Here is an 18,790-nt window from a genome sequence, read left to right as displayed (position 1 = left end):
CAGTCCGTTTTGCTTATCATTTCCCTTTGAATATATTGGCACAGGCTCGCTTGCTTCGAAAACCCCAAGGGAGCGGTCATTGCGCTTTCCAGCCGATGCAGACCAGTTCGTCGGAATTGGGTCTTTGCGCGATAGAAATCACGGCAAATTGGAGGACAGTCTTGGGGACCTCAACCGATGCTCATTGCTCCGCTTGTGGCTATGACACGTTCTTGATGCTCGGAGGTGGGATGGCAAATCACACAACCTATGCGGCCTGGCCCGTCAGCTGCATAGCGTGTTCTGCGATCACCACGGCCAATTTCGAACAGACGCCATTAGCTTGCGAGGTGTGCGCGACAACGAGGGTCATCCCGGCTTCCGATCCTCGCGAATGGAAAGGAGGTGGTCGAGTGCCGCGAGGGGCTGGCCAGGCCCGCCGCCAAACCAAAAGAACGGGCCCATGCCGAGGTCAGCTTCCAGCCGAATCCAGATCGCGCACCCACTCGGTTTCTCAGCCAAGGCCCGGGAGAGTGATACGGTGCCGGGCTCCTTCTGCGTTCCGGTCTTGAACTGGATGTGGCGAACGATCTTTCCTCGTGCCATCACCAGGTCGTAGCCGTGGGCGTCGAATTCCGATCGGAGGACTTCGACATCGTACACGCCGAGCCGCCAGAGCTCTCGGAGAGCGTCGCCAACGAAAACGTGTTCGACGATTCGCTCCCGCAAGGTCGAGTAGAGGTAGTTTGAAGCGACCGTCGTCATATCCGGTCCACATCAAGGCCGGCGTTCACTAGCCTGCCGGCGATCTTTCGCATCTTCGCAAATTCAGTCCCGAAGGCCGGCGTCAGCCCCACGGCTTCGCAGAACTCTCTGCCTGTTACACCCTCCAGAACATCGGCATACTTGATCACCTGAACGTGGAGCTCGGCGATATATCCATTCCGCGGCGATGTCTCGATCGCAACCTTGATCTTCTTTAGTGCTTCGTCAGCCCTCATCCGACTCCCCATGATTACTCGGTATCGCTGACCGTACCCTGGCGTTTAGCTAATTGCAATATGCTTAAAGCTAATAAGTACAAAGACAGCATCGCTGGCCAAGGGATATCGTCCTTCGAGCGGGTTCGTCTGCGCTCGACTGGCGAGCTAGGCTGATGAGAAACTTTCCGGGATCAGCATTCTAACCGGAAGTGCTCAAAGGCACATCGCATGCGGCAAGCGGCACGGGCTGCGCCGCACCGGGGGAAAGCGTTTCTCGAACAGGTGGCGATTGGGCAAACAATGAACTGCGAAGCGCGATGCGGTCGAAGTGGCCGTGTCATCGTCTACGACCGGGTGATCGCCGTGTGCCGTGTCGGCGGTCGAAACATCGGCGATCTTCTTCGTGGCCTCCATGCATCTGAAGGCGGAAACTGAAAGGCCCGGGCTTAACAGCGGATTGGCGATCGGGCCTTAGGCGATCTCCACATATCCGATCAACTCGGCCGAAAAACTCCCGTCTCCATTCGCAGCCCCCTTGTGTTTGAGCTCCCGCTGCAAGGTGGGCTCAACAGCACTTGCGAAGAGCGAGAGGCGCTCATCAGGGGATAGGGTGGGACTCGTTTCCGCCGCGTGGAGAAATTGGCCGGCCTGCCGCTCCACACTTGGAACTCGCGTTCCGTCTGTATTAACCGCGATCGGCTGAACGGAAATACGCTTCTCCCCGGTGCCGGCCGATGCCTCAACAAGCCAAAACGAGAGAAGCGTTGTTCCAATCTCGCTTCCTCCAAGCGAAACGCCGAGTTGCTCTGGTGGCAGACTGCGCCACCGTCCCAACTCCTCCTGTACAAGGGGATGATCGAGCCCCATTAGGTCCACGTTGTCATTTGACGTGGCCATGTTGCGGTCCAGTGTGAACCGCTTCTTTCGTGCCCCATCCGTGGCGATCAAGTCGTAGGTCAAATCGTCGACCTTGTTGAGCCTCCAGTTCCTATCGGCCAGAGCCACCGCTAGGAACCGGACTAGGCGATCCATCCCCGACGAGACATCGGAAAACGGCTTGTAGTCGTCGAGACTAAATCCATCGAGGTCCTGAAACAGATCGAAGACGACTTCGCGTGCTTCCCGCGCGTTGGAAAGCGCCGCTTCAAGTTCAACGGCCGTTCTCTTCAGTTCGGGATCAGAAAGCGCTTCCTGATACAGTCGGTCGTAGTTCAATCGCTCGGAAAGTTGACCTAGTATCTGAGAACGAAGATCCTCCGCGATGTTCCCCTGATCATCCACCTTGCCGAGCGTTCGTGCGATCTCGGTGAGCTTGTCATCCAAGAGAAGAAAGATGCGTCCCTCGATCGTGTCTGAGAGCACTAGATTGTAGACCTGTGCCGCGTGAGCCTGGCCATACCGATGGATGCGGCCGATCCGCTGCTCCATATCCATCGGATTCCAGGGCAAGTCGAAATTGAAGAGAACGCGCGCGAACTGAAGGTTTATGCCTTCGCGGCCGGCTGCCGTACAGACCAGGACCCGCGGCCCGTCCTTGAGACGAAAGCGCCGTTCAGCTGCAACCTTTGCACCGTGGTCCCCGCCACGTAGGACGACGACCCCCTGGCCTGGATAAACCTGTTCAATCTCGCGGGCGAGCAGGTCAACCGTGCCGAGGTAGGTGGCGAAAATCACGATCTTCTCGTTGGAGTTCTGGCGCCACAGCGTGCCCAATCCATCGAGCAGTTTTTGGACCTTGGTCTCCCGCTGCTCAGGAAATACCGATAGCAGATCGGCAATGCGAAGCCGTTCCTCGGGCAGATGAATATCGACTGCGGCCGACGCGGCGTCCTCCATATGCGATGAGGCGAACTCGCTGCCATAGGGGTCGGAGGCCAATTCGAGCGCCTCTTCGTCCAGCTTCTTCGCAAGTCGATACTTGAGGTCGGCCATCACCCGGTCGACTTCGGTCCGGCCAACGGGATCGCGCCCGAGAACCCATTCGGCATGGATCAGCTCGCGGGCCTCATCGTAAAGGCGCTCGCGGCCCTCAATGTCGAGGTCGCGATCACGAATAAGGGCCTCGTGCAACGTTAGCATCAGCATCCGGCGCTTCAAGGTCCGACGCACGGCGGCAAAGCTTGATGCTGCGATCTTCTGGAAGATGGCCATCAAGAAGCCAAGGGCACGACCTTGGTTGCCCTGTCGCTTGGCAAGATCGAAACCGTCCTCGAGGTACTCGCGCAGCTTCTCATAAAATCGCCGCTCCTCGTCCCCCATAAGAAATGATTCTGTATGCACCCACCGCCGGGCAAAAAGGGGATCACCATCCGGCCGGCAGGCATCGGCCTTGGTCCGACGGAACATGACAGTGTTCAAGCGATGACGATTCTCGAGCATCTCTTCAGGACTGCCGAAGAGGGTCGGATTGAGAAGTTGAATAAGCATCCAAAACTGAAAATGATTGCCTTGATGCGGCGTCGCAGAAAGCAAAAGGAGATCACGCGCGTGACTCTTCAGCGCCTCTCCGAGCTTGTAGTTCTCCGTCTTCCGAACCTTCCCTCCCGTTCGGTACGCGGTCAGGTGGTGCGCCTCATCGAAAACTACCAGATCCCAGCGTGGCGCTTCCAGCAACCGCTTGATACGCGCCGGTCGCTTTAACGTATCGATGCTGGCGATCAGTCGATCATGCTTGGCAAAGGCGTTGGTCTTCCGATCGGTGATGTCGCCTTCCGATCCGAACACCTCGAAATCCAGATTGAAGACTTCGTTCAACTCCCGGTGCCAATTATTTACGAGGCCCGCGGGAACCACCATTAGTGCCCGGTCCAACTCGCCTCGACTGACCAACTCGCGCAAGATCAGGGCAGTTTCGATAGTCTTGCCAAGACCGACCTCGTCGGCGATTAGGAAGCGGCGGGGCGAAGCTGTGGCAATCCTGTGCGTCAGAACCACCTGGTGCGGAAGCAGATCAATCCGTGCCGACGTTAGGGCCGACGCACTTTCCATGACCGGCAACGTGTGGGCTTCATAGGAAAGCCATACAGCCCGCGCCCGCTCGGGCGTACCTTCGACCGATCGCAGAATTCGCTCCGTCCGCGACACTTCGCGCCGGACGCTTTCGTGCGGAACGCGCCGCTCCCCGCTGCTGAAGAAGGCTCGCAGATAGCCTTCGTGCGGAGAGTCGAGCACAACCCCTGCGCCAAAATCAGGGTGGGTTATCCGATCGCCCGGACTGAAACTTACACCATCCATCAAACAGGCCCTCAGGTGATCCGCAGGTGAAACAAGCCGACTGGCTTGCCTCCCTCAGAGAGGATGATTTCCTGCGGGTATTCCCGAGCCTCGCCCCACAGGAGACGCCCAAACTCGATTTTCTGGTCGGCGTGGGGCGCCGAGCAGCGCCAGCGGACGGCATCCGTCGCCATGTCGGTATGAAAACGGCGATGTCCGACGGGCAGCCAGAAAACGAGGGCAGCTTCACCAGAATATTCATCCTGGAAGGATAAGATGGCGGATTTCAGCTCGTTTGCCAGCCACCCGTCAGCGTCGGCCGGAGTGAGTAGATCGAGACATGCATCTAGGCCGGCCACCACCAGCGTATTTCCGCCGTTGCTCGGCAAATCGTCCGGCCAATCCCTCGGGGCACGGAGGAGTTCGCGCAAGCTGTAGACTTCGGAGGGCTTTGCGACGACCGAGAGCGCTTCATCGTCCCAAATCCAGCTCACGCCACGCCGCTGCCAGACGCTGTCGAGCAATTGCTTCACGCTCAATCCTCCTGGAACAGCGACATCTGTGCGACCGCCTCTTTGTGGCTGGAGGCCCAGTTGTTGTAGATCGACAATGCCCGCGACGACCCGTTTCGCTTCGGCGGGGTCGCGCCGTGCTTGCTGAGCCATTCGAGGAGACTCTTCAGGGCGGGATGCGGCCTGAAATTCTCGTTCTTCAGCGTATCCGATGCGTTGATGCCGCTGCCATCGTAACAAGCGCCGATCAGCACGAGCGCCTGATCGAGATCGGCTGTCAAACGCCGGCGGTGCCTTCCCTGCCAATCCTGAGCAAAGGCAACAGGGTCGGCGAGATGGAATACCTTCTTCTCTTCGTTCGCCCAACCACGGTTGGTGAACTCGTCGGGCGCGATACCGGAGCCACGCAGCAGTTTTTGCATCTGGTCGCGCGCGAGCTCAGTTTGGCCGTTGAAGATGCGGAGGAACTGCCGGGTAATGGGTTCTGCCGTAACTGGCGGCGGTTCGGTCGTCTTATTCGCGTCCTCGTCGATCAGTTGGTTAATGCCTACAAGGGCCTCCTTGACCGAGATAGCACGACCTTCATCCACGAAGACCTTGCCATAGTGGCGGGAGAAATACTCCAGCGCCTTACCTCGACGAATGACCTGAAGGTCCGCAGCCGGCAGACCGGCTCTTGCGTGGTTTTCAAGCATTCCCTGAAGCTGGCGGACATCGGCCAGCACCTCTCGGCGCATGCGTCCCCAACTCACGGCCTTAGGTTCTTCGGTGCGTTTCCGGCACACGTGGATGATGTCATATTCTATGGTCTTTGAGCCGAACTCACCGTCCCCCTTTGTTTCATCCGACCGGATCGGATAGGTGGCTTCGAGGAAAAAACCCGCGTCAAATAGCGATTCAAGAACGGAGACCCATGGGGCGTCTTCGCTGTGGTGGAACGTGAACGCGAGCATGCCACCTGGTTTCAGGATACGGTGCGCCTCCTTCCAGCACGCCGTCAGGAGCCGTTGGTAAAAACCATCGGGGTCATCGGGCTCACGTGCTTTATTGGAGACCGCTTCCATTGATTTGGGCGTGTACTCGGGTCCGAAAATCTCTGGATATTTGGTTTTGAGCGGCAGACGCATCCAAACGTAAAAAAAGTCGGCCAGTTCCGAGTAGTGAAGCAATCCACCGAATGGCGGATCGGTAATCACCAGATCAACAGATTGATCTGCATAGTGGAGAAGATCCGTCGACGAGCATTGAAGTATTTCTGCGCCGTTGACGGGATCTCCAGGAAATACTTTTTCGCTTTTTCCACTCACTTTTTCAGCAATGGCTGGATGAACAGTGCTGAGAGTTTCGGCGCTAACGGCTTCCCAAGGTTGTTCGGACCACTCCTTCGACTCTGTGAGGGGGCCGACCGTTGATGACCATGGGCCATACCCAACCGGCGAAAAGACTCCTACCTCGACCACAGTCGATTTGGGATGGTAATTGTTATTTGAAAGAGCAGGAACGAAATGGTCCTTAGTCACGTGCCAAAATGCAAACATAGTATTATTGCGCAGAAAATTCTGGAACGACCCGAGAACATATTCTCGGGTAGACCAATCGTGATCTCCCGCTTCGAATATGGCCTTCAGGATTTGGGTAAGAGCCAAGAGTTGACGCGGATTAAACATTGTCCACCAATGCGTGAAACCGTGATTTGGCACCCCGCCTTGAAGATGATGGGTCATGAAACCATAGGGCAGCTCTGATCGCGGCCAGTAGTCAGATAAATCTGTATTCCCGCGCTTTTCCCACTCTAGAATTGCCGCGTCGTATTGGCGTGACAAACGGTTGTCGAACGGTAGAAAGAAACGACCACCGTAGGGCAGACCGCCCTTATCCCGTTGCGGTGAATAAGCTTGAACCGCATAACCGGCCATTGGCGCTGTTTTGCCAGTAGCCTTAACGGCCTCAAGGACATCATTTTCTTTTCCGTCTGCTTGGCAAGCAAACGTGGATTTTTTGGGAACCGTCCCTCCTGATTTTCCGGTGTTAAAGGTAACCATTGTTACTGGACAGGTGACTTCAGGCGGCAGTGTGCCGCGAACCTCCAAGAGGCGAATCCTTGCGGCTCTTTCCTGATTCCAGCGAATGGTTGATTCCGCATCGTCCTGCGCCGAACCGCCGAACCGCTTTCCATTTGCATCCTTTGAGGGACTTCCCCCCAACCATTCCGGATGCACCAGCAGGGACAATTCTACTTTCTTATTCTTACCCTTACCAAGTTTGACCATCGACGTGTGGCCGCAACTCGGGCAGGTCACGCGCCCCCTAGCGTCGAGGACCGAATACGGCCTCTCGTCCGGGGCGACGTAGAGCGGCACGTCAGGCGCCATTCGGGCCTCGGCATCCTCTATCTCAAACTCGGTGCCGCATGCGGAGCATTCATGCTCCCAATGCTTCACGGTCAGCGTCTTCACCGCCATGACCGGGCTGGTCATGATCGGCGTTCGATGGCCACAGCCCGTCACCTGGCACGGGCCGTGCTTGGCCCAGAAGGTGTAGATCATCTCCGGGCCTTCGTAGTTGTAGTCTCTGCGCTCTTCGGACTTGATGGTCAGCGGATCGAAGTCCGGTCCCATCGCCTTGCCCGTCGGCTTGTGTGTCCAGATCCCTTTCTCGCCGTTCGGGCCGTCGCAATAGTAGAATGGCATAATCTGAGGCTTCACTTCTGCCTCAATGTCCGCCAGCAGACGCTGCACCTCGTCGAGATCTACATCGGCTAGCTCCTGCTTCACAACAAACCATGCAACCGGATTGAGGTCGTTGCCGGACATCTGCATACCCAGCCGTGAGCCCTCCACCAGGGTCGTGCCGCCGCCCATAAAGATGTCGGCGACCTTCAAGTGCTTGAAGGCCCCCTTTTTCTGATGATTCGCGTAGTAGTTGTCCCAGACGAGCTTCGCAGCTAACGCGGGATCTTCTGGAGCCTTTGTTGCCGCCGCGATGAGCATCGACCGGAACACGGTCGACCGACGGCGCGCCCACCATTTCGACATCTGATAGATCGGCTTGCCCGCGTTGCCTTCGATGACGGCGACTTGGTTCACGGGCAAGATTGGAAAATCAACTTCAAGACAGGTCTTCGAACGATTCGGATCGCCGAAATCAACTGTCTCCAACGCAACCGTCTTGCCAGCACCAACTGCGCGAGCCACTTCCTGAGCAATAAAGTCTTTCTTCGTGGCCATACGCGGCGTTCCCTACTTCGTCATTTCTATGAATGGTGACAGCATCTCAAGCAGAGAGAGCCCACCATGCGCCAGCGTCGGGTATCCACCCTGGCTGCGCCATTTCCATCGACCGACAGCAAGCAGATGCTTGCCATGCGGACTGTTCGCTTGCAGAGCCACCGGCGGCACAAACGATCCGGGATCGTGCTCGCCGGCCACGAGGCGGCCGCTCTTGAGGATGCCCTTTAGGAAGGCGGCCTGTTCGTCTGGAGCATCGAAGAACAAGCCGGTCGCGGCGTAGCCGTGGTCTGACGTGATCACCAGCCGCCTGCCCTTTGCAAGACGCTCGACAAACTCCCAAAAATCATCGCTGCCCAGTTGCGCCGCAATGTCGCGAGTAAGAGTGTCGAGCCCCTGACCGGCGCCAGAACCATCGTGCAATTTGCTGTCTGGCCATTGATGCCAGAAGATCCAATTAGGGGACGCATCGATGAGATCGGCGCAATCCTTCCACGGCAGATCGACGCATTCGGTTCTTGCTGGCGCGAAGCGATGCGCCTTGCCACCGCCGTTATTCTGAAGCTGGCTTCGGCTGTTGAATCCAAGGGCACGGGCAAAGGCATTTGTCTCGCTCGGCACCTCCGCCCCATGCGCTGTCGTCCTGTGAACAGCAAAGCCACGGGCCTTTGCGCCCTCAACCAACCAAGGCAGTTCACGCAGACTTAGCCCATCGAGGATAAGGATGGCCTTGGCGCTGTAGGGTGACGACCACCAGTCGACGAGCCGATCAGCGTTCCGGTCGACAGTCTCGCCGAACTGTTCCCATAAGTCCCACGCAGCCGCCGCGAGGAGATGGTCAAGCGCGCCAATGGCGCGGTCCCGTCTCGTGACCTCCCCCGAGGCGTTGGGCGCCGACAAGGGCTGAACGCAGACCGAAAGGATGTCGTCGATGATTACCCGCCATGCCTCGTCAGGCGCTGCAGTCGTCAGGGCGCGAAACTGATCCGGATCAAGCGCCATCAGTTGCTCTCCTTGTCGAGGGAGAGTTCAAAGGTCATGCCGTCCGGTAGCTTTTTCAGCAGCTCTTTCAACTGAGCGCCGGTTGCCGCTGTGACCTTTAAGGTCACTTCCCGGACCGGGGTGGCGGGGCCGATTCCCCAACCCTCCAGCTTGCCGATCAGGTTGAGCGGCGAAGTCGCCGGGTTGGAAAGGGTCGTCCGCGAACCAGGCGCCGTTCCGCCAAAAATTCCGCCAGGTATCTGTGGGCCAGTTTCGGAATCTGAAGGCGCATCTGGACTGCCTTCTCCCGGCGTTGGGGGCGGTGCCGGCGCTGCACCTCCACCGAACAGTCCTCCAGCGGGCAAATCACTCGGCGATGCCGCCGGCGGTGCTGTTCCCCCGGTCGATGGCACGGCAGAGGGCGGAAGCAGGAAAATCTCATCAAGCTGGCGTCCGGTATAAGCCAACTTGGGCCGCAGACGCCTCCACGCCGCGTCCTCATCCTCTCCGGCTTGCGTTTGCAAATACTCCATGCCCCGGAGATTGATCGCCACCTTGCCGCGCGCGCACATGCGGACGATGCGCTCCTTCATCGCCGTCTCGCCCAGCCAGGGGATGCAATCTTGTCCCGCCGGTCGCGGCTCCTGAAGCTCACGCAACAGCTTGCCTACGGGGACATTGTCGCTAGCCGCCTCCAGCACGAGAGCTTCGAAATCCTCGGGGACGAAGAGATCGTTGACTAGGGCCTGCTCGATAGCATCGGGAATCTTCGCGCCTTGTTCGCGAAGTGTCTCAACGTGGAATTCGCATTTGGCCGGTTCCGTGAAGTTCCAGCGGTGCAGCACTGCGAAGCGGTCGAACCGCTTCTTTAGAATGTCCCGGAGTTCGTTCTGATACTTCGTCTGGAGTTTGCGATATTCCGGGCTTTGGACGCTCCATTCCTGCGCCTTCATCTCGGCGCGCGCGAGGATCAACAGGTCACGGTCATAAAACGCGTTCGTCGTCCCGGCTCGCGGCAGCAGGAAGCGAACGGTGTTGCGGCGCTTCTGGAGATGATCTTTCAACCACCGCCCAAGGCGTTCGCTCAACCGGTCCGGCTCCTCCGGCAACACGAGGATCGGCAGGCGTTCATCCCATCTCTCCGGCTGCTCAGCTTCGTCTAGGCCCGACCAGGGATCGGTCAGCCACGTGCGCGGCAGGGCAATGACGCGGAAGGTACGCGCCACCTCCTCGGAACCGCCGATGACATAGCGCGTCTCCCTCGCCAGTTGCGCGAGATCGGACCCGTCCGTGAAGAGCTTATCGTTCCGGGCGGAGGCCATGACCTTGGCCTGTGGGTTCTCCTCCTCCTTGAAGACAAGCCGCGCACCATCTTGATGGATGTTGAAGCTGTTCTCGATGATCGTGGCCAGCTCGACCTGGAAGGCGTTGTCGTCGATCGGCTTGGTCTGAGTGATATCCGCTTGAAGAACGGCTGGTTCGGCGCCCGCAAGATTTCCAACTGCGATCGAGCGAAGCCACAACGCGCCCACGATTTCCTGCAAGTGGGGAGCCTTCGACGCATGATCGGAGACTGCCTCAGTGACCGAGGTCAGATTGCGCAGCGCCTTGTCGCGAAGCGTCCGATGTTGCTGATTGGCGACCGAATCCAGGAGCGCGCCAATGCCCGAGGCATCGTCATCCATCCTGAAGTCCGCCGCGGTCAACACGGGCGTTTGGTCTCCGCGGCTCTTGAAGAGATTTGCCAGAATTCTGATCAGATCTCGGGTCTCTTGAGCATCGGTGGCGACGAGGACTTGATCTTCCAGCAACTGCAGAAGATGCGGCGCAAAGGGCCACGACTCAATAAAATCCCGTTGCTTGCGATCCTGCTCCGCCGCTGGCGTGCTCAAGAGTCGGAAATATTCCGAGATGTGCCGCGCAAGGGCGGCCTCGATCGACGATGATGTGATCTGGAGCCGGTTTTCGAAGAGACGGTGCAACAGCATCCGTCGCCGATCATGCTGGATCCGCTCCGGGCTTCCGCCCGCTTTGAAATCGATCTGCACGGGGTTGACGCGATGTATCTGCTGATATGCGTCAGTTTCGCCATTTCGTACAGAAACGACGAGAACAAGGAGCTCAGGATGCTCCTTGGCGATCTCAGACAGGATCTGGATGAAATTGAACGCCCAGTGCTTCCATGGATATTGTTTGGTGTTCGTGAGGCCATCGTACCAAGTCTGAAATTCATCCAGCAGCAGCATGACAGGCTTATGCCGAAGGAGTTCCAGGATGAGTTGGTCAGACGGAATATCCGTCATCGCGGCACCCATGCCTTCCCACTTACCTTTGATGTAGGCACCGTGCGGATGCTGCTCGAACAGTAGGTCCCAAAGAAACTTGTAGCGCTGCCGATGCAGGCTCTCGCCGATGACGAGCATCCCATCGCGCAACTGGATGTCGCCGATGTGCGGATCGCCCAGCGTGGTCGACCAATTCTTCAGCCAAGCGCCGGTTGAAGCCGCATCGTTGACCGCGTGAAACAGTGCGGCCATCAAGTGGGACTTACCAAGACCGCGCTCACCAATAACGACGACCGGGCGACCTTGATTCGGCCCGACAGCTTCGATGCCCTTCAACAAGTCATGCGTCGGATAGGTGATTTCCAGAAAATCCTTGGCCGCGATCTGCGTGGCGCCGGTATTTGCCTCGTTTGATAGTTCGATCGCCGTCCCTTTGAGACGCCGCCCTCTAAATTCTTGCCTGAGATTAAGCCCGAGCATTCGCCGTCCCCGTTGCCCCGTTCGCGTAGGTGCCGCTGTACGTAGCCAGCGGTTCCAAGAGAATGATTTGTTGATCTTGTGGAGCGCGTGAGTTTGGATCGACATCCAACCCCAGGCGCTTCAGTGTGTAATAGAGAAGAGCTCTGCGAACCTTCACTCGCGCTTTTCCCTCGCGCATGCCGTAGTCCAGCGCGATTGCTTTCTTCTGAGCGTCGGAAAGACCAGGGTGCGGGCCAATTTCAAGCGTGACCTCGTCCTGCCAATCAGTATCTGCACCCGCTTCAATCTCACCCGGTTTCGCGCCTCGCGTCTCTAAGATGCGAGACAAAAGGAAATCCTTGAATACTCGGTCGACACCGCAGAATGCCCGTGCATGCCATCGAAATCCGTCAAAACCGAGCGCATGCGGCGTGATCCAACGCCATCTCGATTCGGAGCTGGACAGGGACTGATATCGAATTTCTACGGCTTCCCTTTGGCGAATCGCGGAAAGCATCGATCGCAAGACCTCTGCCCTGATTTCTCGCGCAGGGCTGGGAGCGACGCCAAACGATGGAAAATGCCCAAGCCACGCTTGTGACGGATCGAGAATGCCGTCAGCAACCGAGCGAAGCTGACTGAGATACCCATCGGGGTCTGGCTTTAGGAAACAGGGTGTGAAGGCGTCACTCGCGATATAGCGCTTGGCGCTCTTGTCGTAGATCGCGTTATGAGGCGCCCGCTCCTGATAGAGAGTGAGGTCCTTGGACGCCTGCGGCACCGAAACATCGAACATCTCGATGATATCGGCGCGGTTGACGCCACCTTCCCAGAACAGCCGGAACTCGATGAATTCGAGTCGCCGCTCCACTCCCCACTTTAGTCCCGCGCCGGCCTGCGCCATCAAGTTCGCCTCCAACGATACGGATAGAAACTATCTGGACATATCTATACGATCCATCTATTTTCTATTCGCGAAGGGTGCTTGGGTCAAGGCGGAATGCGTCGCAGTGGACGGGTGCGTCGCCTCGTTCCTCAGAAAGCGCGGTTCCACGGGGGTTAAGGCGGAAAAGTGATGGAAGCATCAGGCAGACGAACCATCATCGCCCACGGGCGCCTAGCAATGCGCGAGCGTCGACTCGCCGCCGCGCGGGAACGCCAGCACGGCCTTCAGATCATGTCGTTTGAACAATTGGCGGTTCGCCTTGCCGGCGGGTTCGCCAGGCCGATCGACGATGAGAGTTTGCGCGCCGCGATCCAGGCGGTCTTGCCGTCCACCCCGCTCGGCGAACTGGAAAGCATCAAACTGCTTCCCGGTATGGTCGATGCGTCGGCCGACACCCTTCACAAGGTCTGGCGCGCGGGGATCGACCTGGCCGCGCGCGCAGCGGACCATCCCCGCCTCGACTCCATCGCGCGGCTTGAAACCGCGGTGCTGGCGCAACTGCCGTCAGGGATGATGCGCCCGGTCGATCTCGTCGCCGCGGCCAGTCTGCGCCTTGGTCATGCCAAGGCCGTGCTCGGCCCGGTCGAGATCATCGGGATCACCGAGTTGTCGCCCTGTTGGCGTCCCCTCCTTCAGGCGCTGACCGCCCATACCGCAGTGACGTGGACCGCGGGTCCGCGTTCCACACCCGCTTGGCTCGAAGCAGCGGGTGTCGCAGTCAGCCGGACAAGCCCTCAAACGCCCGCCATCAGCGCCGTCAGCGCGGCCACGGCCTATCATGAGGTCATTGAAGCCGTGCGCTGGGCCCGCAGCCTGTTGGCCTCCGGGGAAGCCGTCCCCGCTGACGTCGCCATCGCAGGCGCCTCGACGGCCGAGTATGACGACCATTTCCTCTCACTTCGCGCCGACGCCAATCTCGATCTTCACTTCGTTCACGGGATCAAAGTCACGACAACGCGGGACGGCCAAGCCGCCGCCGCGCTCGCCGACATCCTCATCCGAGGCCTGTCGCAGACCCGTATGCGCCGCCTGGCTGGACTTTGCGGATCGGCAGCAGGCCCGTTCCAGACCTTGCCCCCGGGTTGGATGCGCGTCCTTCCGTCGGACGCGCCGCTGGCTTCTGCCGCCGCCTGGACCCGCTTGCTCGATCGCCTGACGCCGGCTGACTGGCCCGACGCGCAGGATCATGCCGCGACGCTGCGCGGCATCGTCGCGCTCCTCGCCAAGGGCCACATCGCCGCAGAGGAAATCGGCGCTGCGCTTCTCAATGGTCGAGCACTGGCGATCTGGCGCAAGGCGCTGTTGGCCGGTCCTTCCGGATCGCTCGACGCGACCCTCGAAACCTTGAAACAGGATGACGGCCTGGAGGCCTGCGTCTCCGTCGCCTGGATGCCGGCCAGCGCATTGGCTGCATCGCCGCGCCGGTTCGTCCGGCTCGTCGGCCTCAACTCTGCGCGTTGGCCGCGCGGCATTTCGGAAGATCGCCTGATCTCCGACCACATCATTCCGACCGTCGAGCTCGATCCGCTCCCGGTCGGCGCGGCCGACCGGCGGGATTTCGAGACCATTCTCGCGACGACCGAGCGCCAGATCATTCTGTCGCGGTCACGTCGCGACAGCGAAGGCAGACTTCTCGGGCGCAGTTCTCTGGTCGGTGATCACGCTAGCGAGACCTACATCCGCCGCAATGCGGTCCCGCTCCACGCTTTCAGCGAAACCGACCGGCTTATGGCGCGTCCGCAAGAGTTTGCACATGAACCGCAGGCGATCAGCGCGACGACCTGCTGGCGCGACTGGCACCACAAGGAGATCACGCCGCACGACGGGCTGGTTCGGGCGGACCATCCTCTCCTGCTGGCCATCCTGGCCCGAACTCAGTCGGCCAGTTCGCTCAAGCTCCTTCTGCGAAGCCCCCTCGGCTTCCTCTGGAAATATGGGATGCACTTGCGGATGCCCGAGAGCGGGACCGATCCCCTGGTTCTCGATGCGTTCGGCATGGGCGACCTCGTCCACATGACGCTTGACCTCGCGCTCCAAAAGCTGGAGGCGGCAGGTGGCCTCGCCAAGGCCGACGAAAACCAGATCGCAGCGGCGGTGCGGAACGCCGCCGCCGAGGTTTCAGGTGTCTGGGAAAGCGAACGCGCCGTCCCGCCCGCTGTCATCTGGCACCGGACACTGGATGAAGTGCGCCTGCTCACCAGCCGCGCGCTCACCTATGGTGATGAGCATCTGCCGGACGCCCGGTCCTATGGCGAAGTGGCGTTTGGCGGGCTTAGCGTCAAATCGGATGCCGACAGCCCGTGGGATTCGGCAACGGCCGTCGAAATCCCCGACGCCGGGTTTCGCATCGCCGGCTACATCGATCGTCTCGACATTTCAGGCGATGGCAAGCGCGTCCTGGTCCGCGACTACAAGACGGGCAGGCCACCCAAGGACAATATCGGCCTGGACGGTGGCCGGGAATTGCAACGCTGCCTCTACGCCTTCGCCGTGAAGGCGTTGCTGGGCACGGATGTCTCTATCAGCGCGTCGCTGCTCTACCCGCGCGACCAGATCGATCTGCAACTCGACGATCCCGAAGCCACACTGGTCGAGATCACCGGATATCTGCAGGCGGCGCGAACCAATCTGACAGCCGGCAACGCGCTCATCGGACCGGATACCGGCGGAACCTACGACGACCTGGCTTTTGCGCTGCCGGCGAACGCAGGCGCCACCTATTGCAAACGCAAGCTTTCGGCCGCGACCGAATTGTTTGGCGACGCCGCGCAAGTCTGGGAGGCGCAGTAATGACCGTTGTAACGAAAGACCTTCGCGATGACGCCGCCCGCTGCAACGCGATCCGCGTGCATGATCGCTCGATCCTGGTCGAGGCTGGCGCCGGGTCCGGCAAGACGGCTGTCATGGCCGGTCGCATCGCGGTGATGCTGGCCGAAGGCATCGCGCCCAAATCCATCGCGGCGGTGACGTTCACAGAACTGGCGGCCAGCGAGCTTCTGATCCGCGTGCGCGACTTCGTCAGCGACCTCTCCGCCGGACAAATTCCGCCCGAACTGCGGATCGCCTTGCTCGGCGGTCTGTCAGACACCCAAAAAGCCCATCTCGCGGCAGCGAGCGCTGCGATCGACGAGATCACCTGCTCGACCATCCACGGCTTCTGCCAGCGCCTGATCAAGCCCTATCCGGTCGAGGCTGATATCGATCCGGGCGCCAGTGTGATGGATCGCAACCAGGCCGATCTCGCCTTCATCGAGATCGTCGAGGTCTGGCTGCGGGAGCAACTCTCAGGTGGCGAAGGCGGCATCATCGCCGAAATGGTGCTTCAGAATCCCGGTGAGACCGTCGGGCTGATCCACAAGATCGTCGCGAACCTGCGCCGGCGTCGAACGGTGTCCGCCCCGGAGGTCACCCCGCTGGCGCCGCACCTTCAAGCCTTCCTCGCCGCGGCGGACTCCTTCGCCGAGTTCATCCGCACAGCGCCCGCGGTCGAGGAAGAAACGGCGACGATCGCCGAGCGGTTCGCCGAAATGGCGCAGGCCCTTGATCAGGCTCCGGTTGCCGAAACGCCGGCCGGGCTGGTCCGCCTGCTGGTATCCCAGCCGCACCACGATCTTTGCACCAAGAGTGGGGCCTTCTCCGCATTCAGGAGGAAGGGCAAATGGGTCGATGCGGCCAAGCGCGAGGGCTTGGCCAAGGCTGATGGCGAGCGGCTCAACACGGCAGCCGAAGGCCACTATATGGCGTGCTGCGAGGCATGGCAGACCATGCTTCAGAATGTCGCCAGCCGCGTGCTCGCCGATCTGATCGCCCAGGTGCAGCCGGTTCTGCACCGCTTCCGCGACCACAAGCGTTCAGCCGCTCTGCTCGATTTCGACGACTTGATCTTCGCGGCGCGCGGCTTGCTGCGCGATCATGATGATGTTCGCCGCGCGCTCGCGGCGCGTTTCGCCCATGTACTGGTCGATGAGTTTCAAGACACCGACCCGCTACAGACCGAGATCTTCTGGCGTCTCTGCGGCGAACCGCCCGCTGACGGTTCGACCGCCGACTGGTCGGCTTTTCAAATCCGTCCCGGCGCACTGTTCCTGGTCGGCGATCCCAAGCAGGCGATCTATCGTTTCCGCGGCGCTGACGTCAGCGCCTATGTGCGGGCACGGGATGCGTTTCTCGCCCAGAACCCGGACAGTGTCCTGTCGATCTCGACCAACTTTCGCTCCTGCGCTCCCATTCTCACTTATGTGAACGAGCGCTTCGAGACGTTGCTGTCGAGCGAAGGGCAGCCGGGCTTCACCGCGCTCGACCCGTTCCACGCTGATCGCGAAGAGGCGCTGTGTGTCGCAGCCCTGGATGTCGCGGTCGCCGACGAGAACGGCAAGGCCACGGCCGAACAGCAGCGTGACGCCGAAGCCGAAGCGGTCGCCGAAATGTGCGCCCGCCTGATCGGCAGCGAGATGATCCTCGATCGCCGGAGCGGCGCCAGCCGGGTCTGCCGGCCGGGCGACATTGCCTTGCTCGCCCCTACCGGCAGCGATCTGTGGCGCTATGAAGAGGCGCTGGAACGACACGGCATTCCGGTCGCGACCCAGGCGGGCAAGGGACTGTTTCGCCGCCAGGAAATCCAAGACCTCATCGCCCTGACCCGCGTCCTCGCCGATCGGCGCGACACCCTCGCTTTGGGCGCACTGCTGCGCGGCCCGCTCGTCGGCCTGACCGAGGAGGAGCTTCTCGACATTATCTGGACGCTGCCGCGCTCCGAGGGCTACCCGGATGCGCTGCCCCGGCTCGATCTCGGGGTCGATGCAAGCGGTATCGAACACACGCTTGCCCGGACCACCATCGAGAAGCTGCAAACGCTCTACCGTCGGACCAACAGCACCACGCCGCACGACCTCCTGTCGCAGGCAGTCGATGTGATGCGGGTACGCCCGATCCTGCTCGAACGGCACCGGGGACAGGCGGAACGCGCACTCGCCAACGTCGATCTCTATCTGAGTCTGACCTCCGCCTTTGCGGTTCGGGGCCTTCGCGCCTTTGCCGAGACCATGACGGCGGCCTGGACCGACGAATCGCGTGCCGTTGAAGGACGACCCGACGCCCAGGAAGAGGCCATCGCCCTCTACACCATGCACGCCGCTAAGGGCCTGGAATGGCCGATCGTCGTGCCCGTCAATACGATGACAGGGATCATGGCGCCGGAAAGCGCGGTGACCGATCGCGACAGCGACATTTTCTATTGCCCAGTCTTTGGCGTCCGACCGGTCGGGTATGACGACGCCCGCGACGCGGAAAAAGCCGAGCTCGATCGCGAGCGCATCCGGCTCTGGTATGTCGCCGCCACCCGGGCGCGCGAGCTGCTTGTCCTGCCTCGGCTTGACGCCGCGCCGTCGAAATCGGCCTGGATCTCCCTCCTCGATTTGTCGATCGGCGAGCTTCCGGCGCTCGATCTGTCACATCTCTCGCCGGACGTGGGAGCAGCACCGGCCGGCCAGAGCAACCCGCAGACACGGGAGATTTTTGCGGCCGAAGCCGCTGCCATCGCAGACCGTCATCGCCGCCTGACCTGGCTAGCGCCAAGCCGCGACGAATCCAGCACCGGGCCTGTTGTGACACCCGAAGCGGTAGAAATCTGGACAGCAAGCGACGCGGGTCAACCTCATGACGATGCCACCCCCGCCAGCGTCCAGGGCGGACGCGAACGTGGTCTGATCCTGCACAAGCTTTTCGAGGAGGTTCTGACCGGCGAAACGCCCGACGATGTGGCGTCTCTGGCCAAACGCGCGCAGGTGCTCATCGCCACGATCGACAGCCCGGTGGTTGATGATCCCGCCCAAGGTCTTTCGCCGGCCGAGCTCGCAGGCTGCGTGGCTCGCACCCTCGCCTTGCCCGAAATCGCCGAGCTTCGGCCGACCCTTGCGCCGGAGTTTCCGGTCTATGCCTCGGCGTTTGTCGACGATCTTGAACAGGCGACCGCAGGCATCGCGGACGCCATCAGTTTTGCGCCTGACGGAAAACCGCAGGTCGTCGTCGACTGGAAGAGCGATGTTCAGCCAAGCCCGGAGGCCATCGAGCACTATCGCGCCCAGGTACGGAACTATCTTGATATGACCGGGACACAACGGGGGCTGATCGTACTGGTGACGTCGGGCGAAATCCTCGCGGTTGCGCCTTCGCCAGTCGCCGCGGTCGCGGCGTAGGCGGCCGGCGC

10 protein-coding genes are annotated in these 18,790 nt (G+C 60.4%); 2 read left to right on the top strand and 8 right to left on the bottom strand.

Annotation, left to right across the window (positions count from 1 at the left end; all coding sequences use genetic code 11):
* Positions 1-348 precede the first annotated feature (348 nt).
* The 8 genes from NKJ00_RS22555 to NKJ00_RS22520 form a co-directional block, all read right to left on the bottom strand.
* Entirely contained in the window at positions 349-744 is a 396-nt protein-coding gene (locus NKJ00_RS22555) for a hypothetical protein (RefSeq protein ID WP_352631294.1), read from the bottom strand.
* Positions 741-980 (bottom strand): HTH-like domain-containing protein, encoded by a 240-nt coding sequence (locus NKJ00_RS22550; protein ID WP_352631293.1) that lies wholly within the window; start codon positions 978-980, stop codon positions 741-743. Before NKJ00_RS22550 ends, NKJ00_RS22555 begins: the two co-directional genes overlap by 4 nt.
* 453 nt (positions 981-1,433) lie before the next feature.
* A complete protein-coding gene (locus tag NKJ00_RS22545) occupies positions 1,434-4,196 on the bottom strand; it encodes a DEAD/DEAH box helicase (RefSeq protein WP_352631292.1) in 2,763 nt (920 codons plus the stop codon).
* Positions 4,197-4,207: 11 nt separating this feature from the next.
* Positions 4,208-4,708, bottom strand: coding sequence for a hypothetical protein (locus tag NKJ00_RS22540; RefSeq protein WP_352631291.1), 501 nt, complete (start codon positions 4,706-4,708; stop codon positions 4,208-4,210).
* 2 nt (positions 4,709-4,710) lie between these two features.
* Entirely contained in the window at positions 4,711-7,914 is a 3,204-nt protein-coding gene (locus NKJ00_RS22535; protein WP_352631290.1) for a DUF1156 domain-containing protein, read from the bottom strand.
* Between the two features lie 12 nt (positions 7,915-7,926).
* Entirely contained in the window at positions 7,927-8,916 is a 990-nt protein-coding gene (locus NKJ00_RS22530; RefSeq protein WP_352631289.1) for a hypothetical protein, read from the bottom strand.
* Positions 8,916-11,660, bottom strand: a complete 2,745-nt coding sequence (locus NKJ00_RS22525; protein WP_352631288.1) for a DUF499 family protein — start codon at positions 11,658-11,660, stop codon at positions 8,916-8,918. Before NKJ00_RS22525 ends, NKJ00_RS22530 begins: the two co-directional genes overlap by 1 nt.
* A complete protein-coding gene (locus tag NKJ00_RS22520) occupies positions 11,647-12,543 on the bottom strand; it encodes a BrxR family helix-turn-helix transcriptional regulator (RefSeq protein WP_352631287.1) in 897 nt (298 codons plus the stop codon). Before NKJ00_RS22520 ends, NKJ00_RS22525 begins: the two co-directional genes overlap by 14 nt.
* Before the next feature lie 171 nt (positions 12,544-12,714).
* On the opposite strand from NKJ00_RS22520, the gene NKJ00_RS22515 reads away from it, so the two are divergent.
* Entirely contained in the window at positions 12,715-15,375 is a 2,661-nt protein-coding gene (locus NKJ00_RS22515) for a PD-(D/E)XK nuclease family protein (RefSeq protein WP_352631286.1), read from the top strand.
* Positions 15,375-18,779, top strand: a complete 3,405-nt coding sequence (locus tag NKJ00_RS22510) for a UvrD-helicase domain-containing protein (protein ID WP_352631285.1) — start codon at positions 15,375-15,377, stop codon at positions 18,777-18,779. Before NKJ00_RS22515 ends, NKJ00_RS22510 begins: the two co-directional genes overlap by 1 nt.
* Positions 18,780-18,790: the final 11 nt, after the last annotated feature.

The sequence above is a fragment of the Mesorhizobium sp. M0227 genome (genome assembly GCF_040321855.1).
Lineage (GTDB): Bacteria > Pseudomonadota > Alphaproteobacteria > Rhizobiales > Rhizobiaceae > Mesorhizobium.
Note: the sequence above shows the minus strand (reverse complement) of the source record. Positions and strands in the feature narration are given on the sequence as shown.

What these genes read in the sequence shown, in the direction of transcription:
- NKJ00_RS22555 (WP_352631294.1), bottom strand. Translation starts at nt 744, where the DNA reads ATGACGACGGTCGCTTCAAACTACCTCTACTCGACCTTGCGGGAGCGA.
- NKJ00_RS22550 (WP_352631293.1), bottom strand. Translation starts at nt 980, where the DNA reads ATGAGGGCTGACGAAGCACTAAAGAAGATCAAGGTTGCGATCGAGACA.
- NKJ00_RS22545 (WP_352631292.1), bottom strand. Translation starts at nt 4,196, where the DNA reads ATGGATGGTGTAAGTTTCAGTCCGGGCGATCGGATAACCCACCCTGAT.
- NKJ00_RS22535 (WP_352631290.1), bottom strand. Translation starts at nt 7,914, where the DNA reads ATGGCCACGAAGAAAGACTTTATTGCTCAGGAAGTGGCTCGCGCAGTT.
- NKJ00_RS22530 (WP_352631289.1), bottom strand. Translation starts at nt 8,916, where the DNA reads ATGGCGCTTGATCCGGATCAGTTTCGCGCCCTGACGACTGCAGCGCCT.
- NKJ00_RS22525 (WP_352631288.1), bottom strand. Translation starts at nt 11,660, where the DNA reads ATGCTCGGGCTTAATCTCAGGCAAGAATTTAGAGGGCGGCGTCTCAAA.
- NKJ00_RS22520 (WP_352631287.1), bottom strand. Translation starts at nt 12,543, where the DNA reads ATGGCGCAGGCCGGCGCGGGACTAAAGTGGGGAGTGGAGCGGCGACTC.
- NKJ00_RS22515 (WP_352631286.1), top strand. Translation starts at nt 12,715, where the DNA reads ATGGAAGCATCAGGCAGACGAACCATCATCGCCCACGGGCGCCTAGCA.
- NKJ00_RS22510 (WP_352631285.1), top strand. Translation starts at nt 15,375, where the DNA reads ATGACCGTTGTAACGAAAGACCTTCGCGATGACGCCGCCCGCTGCAAC.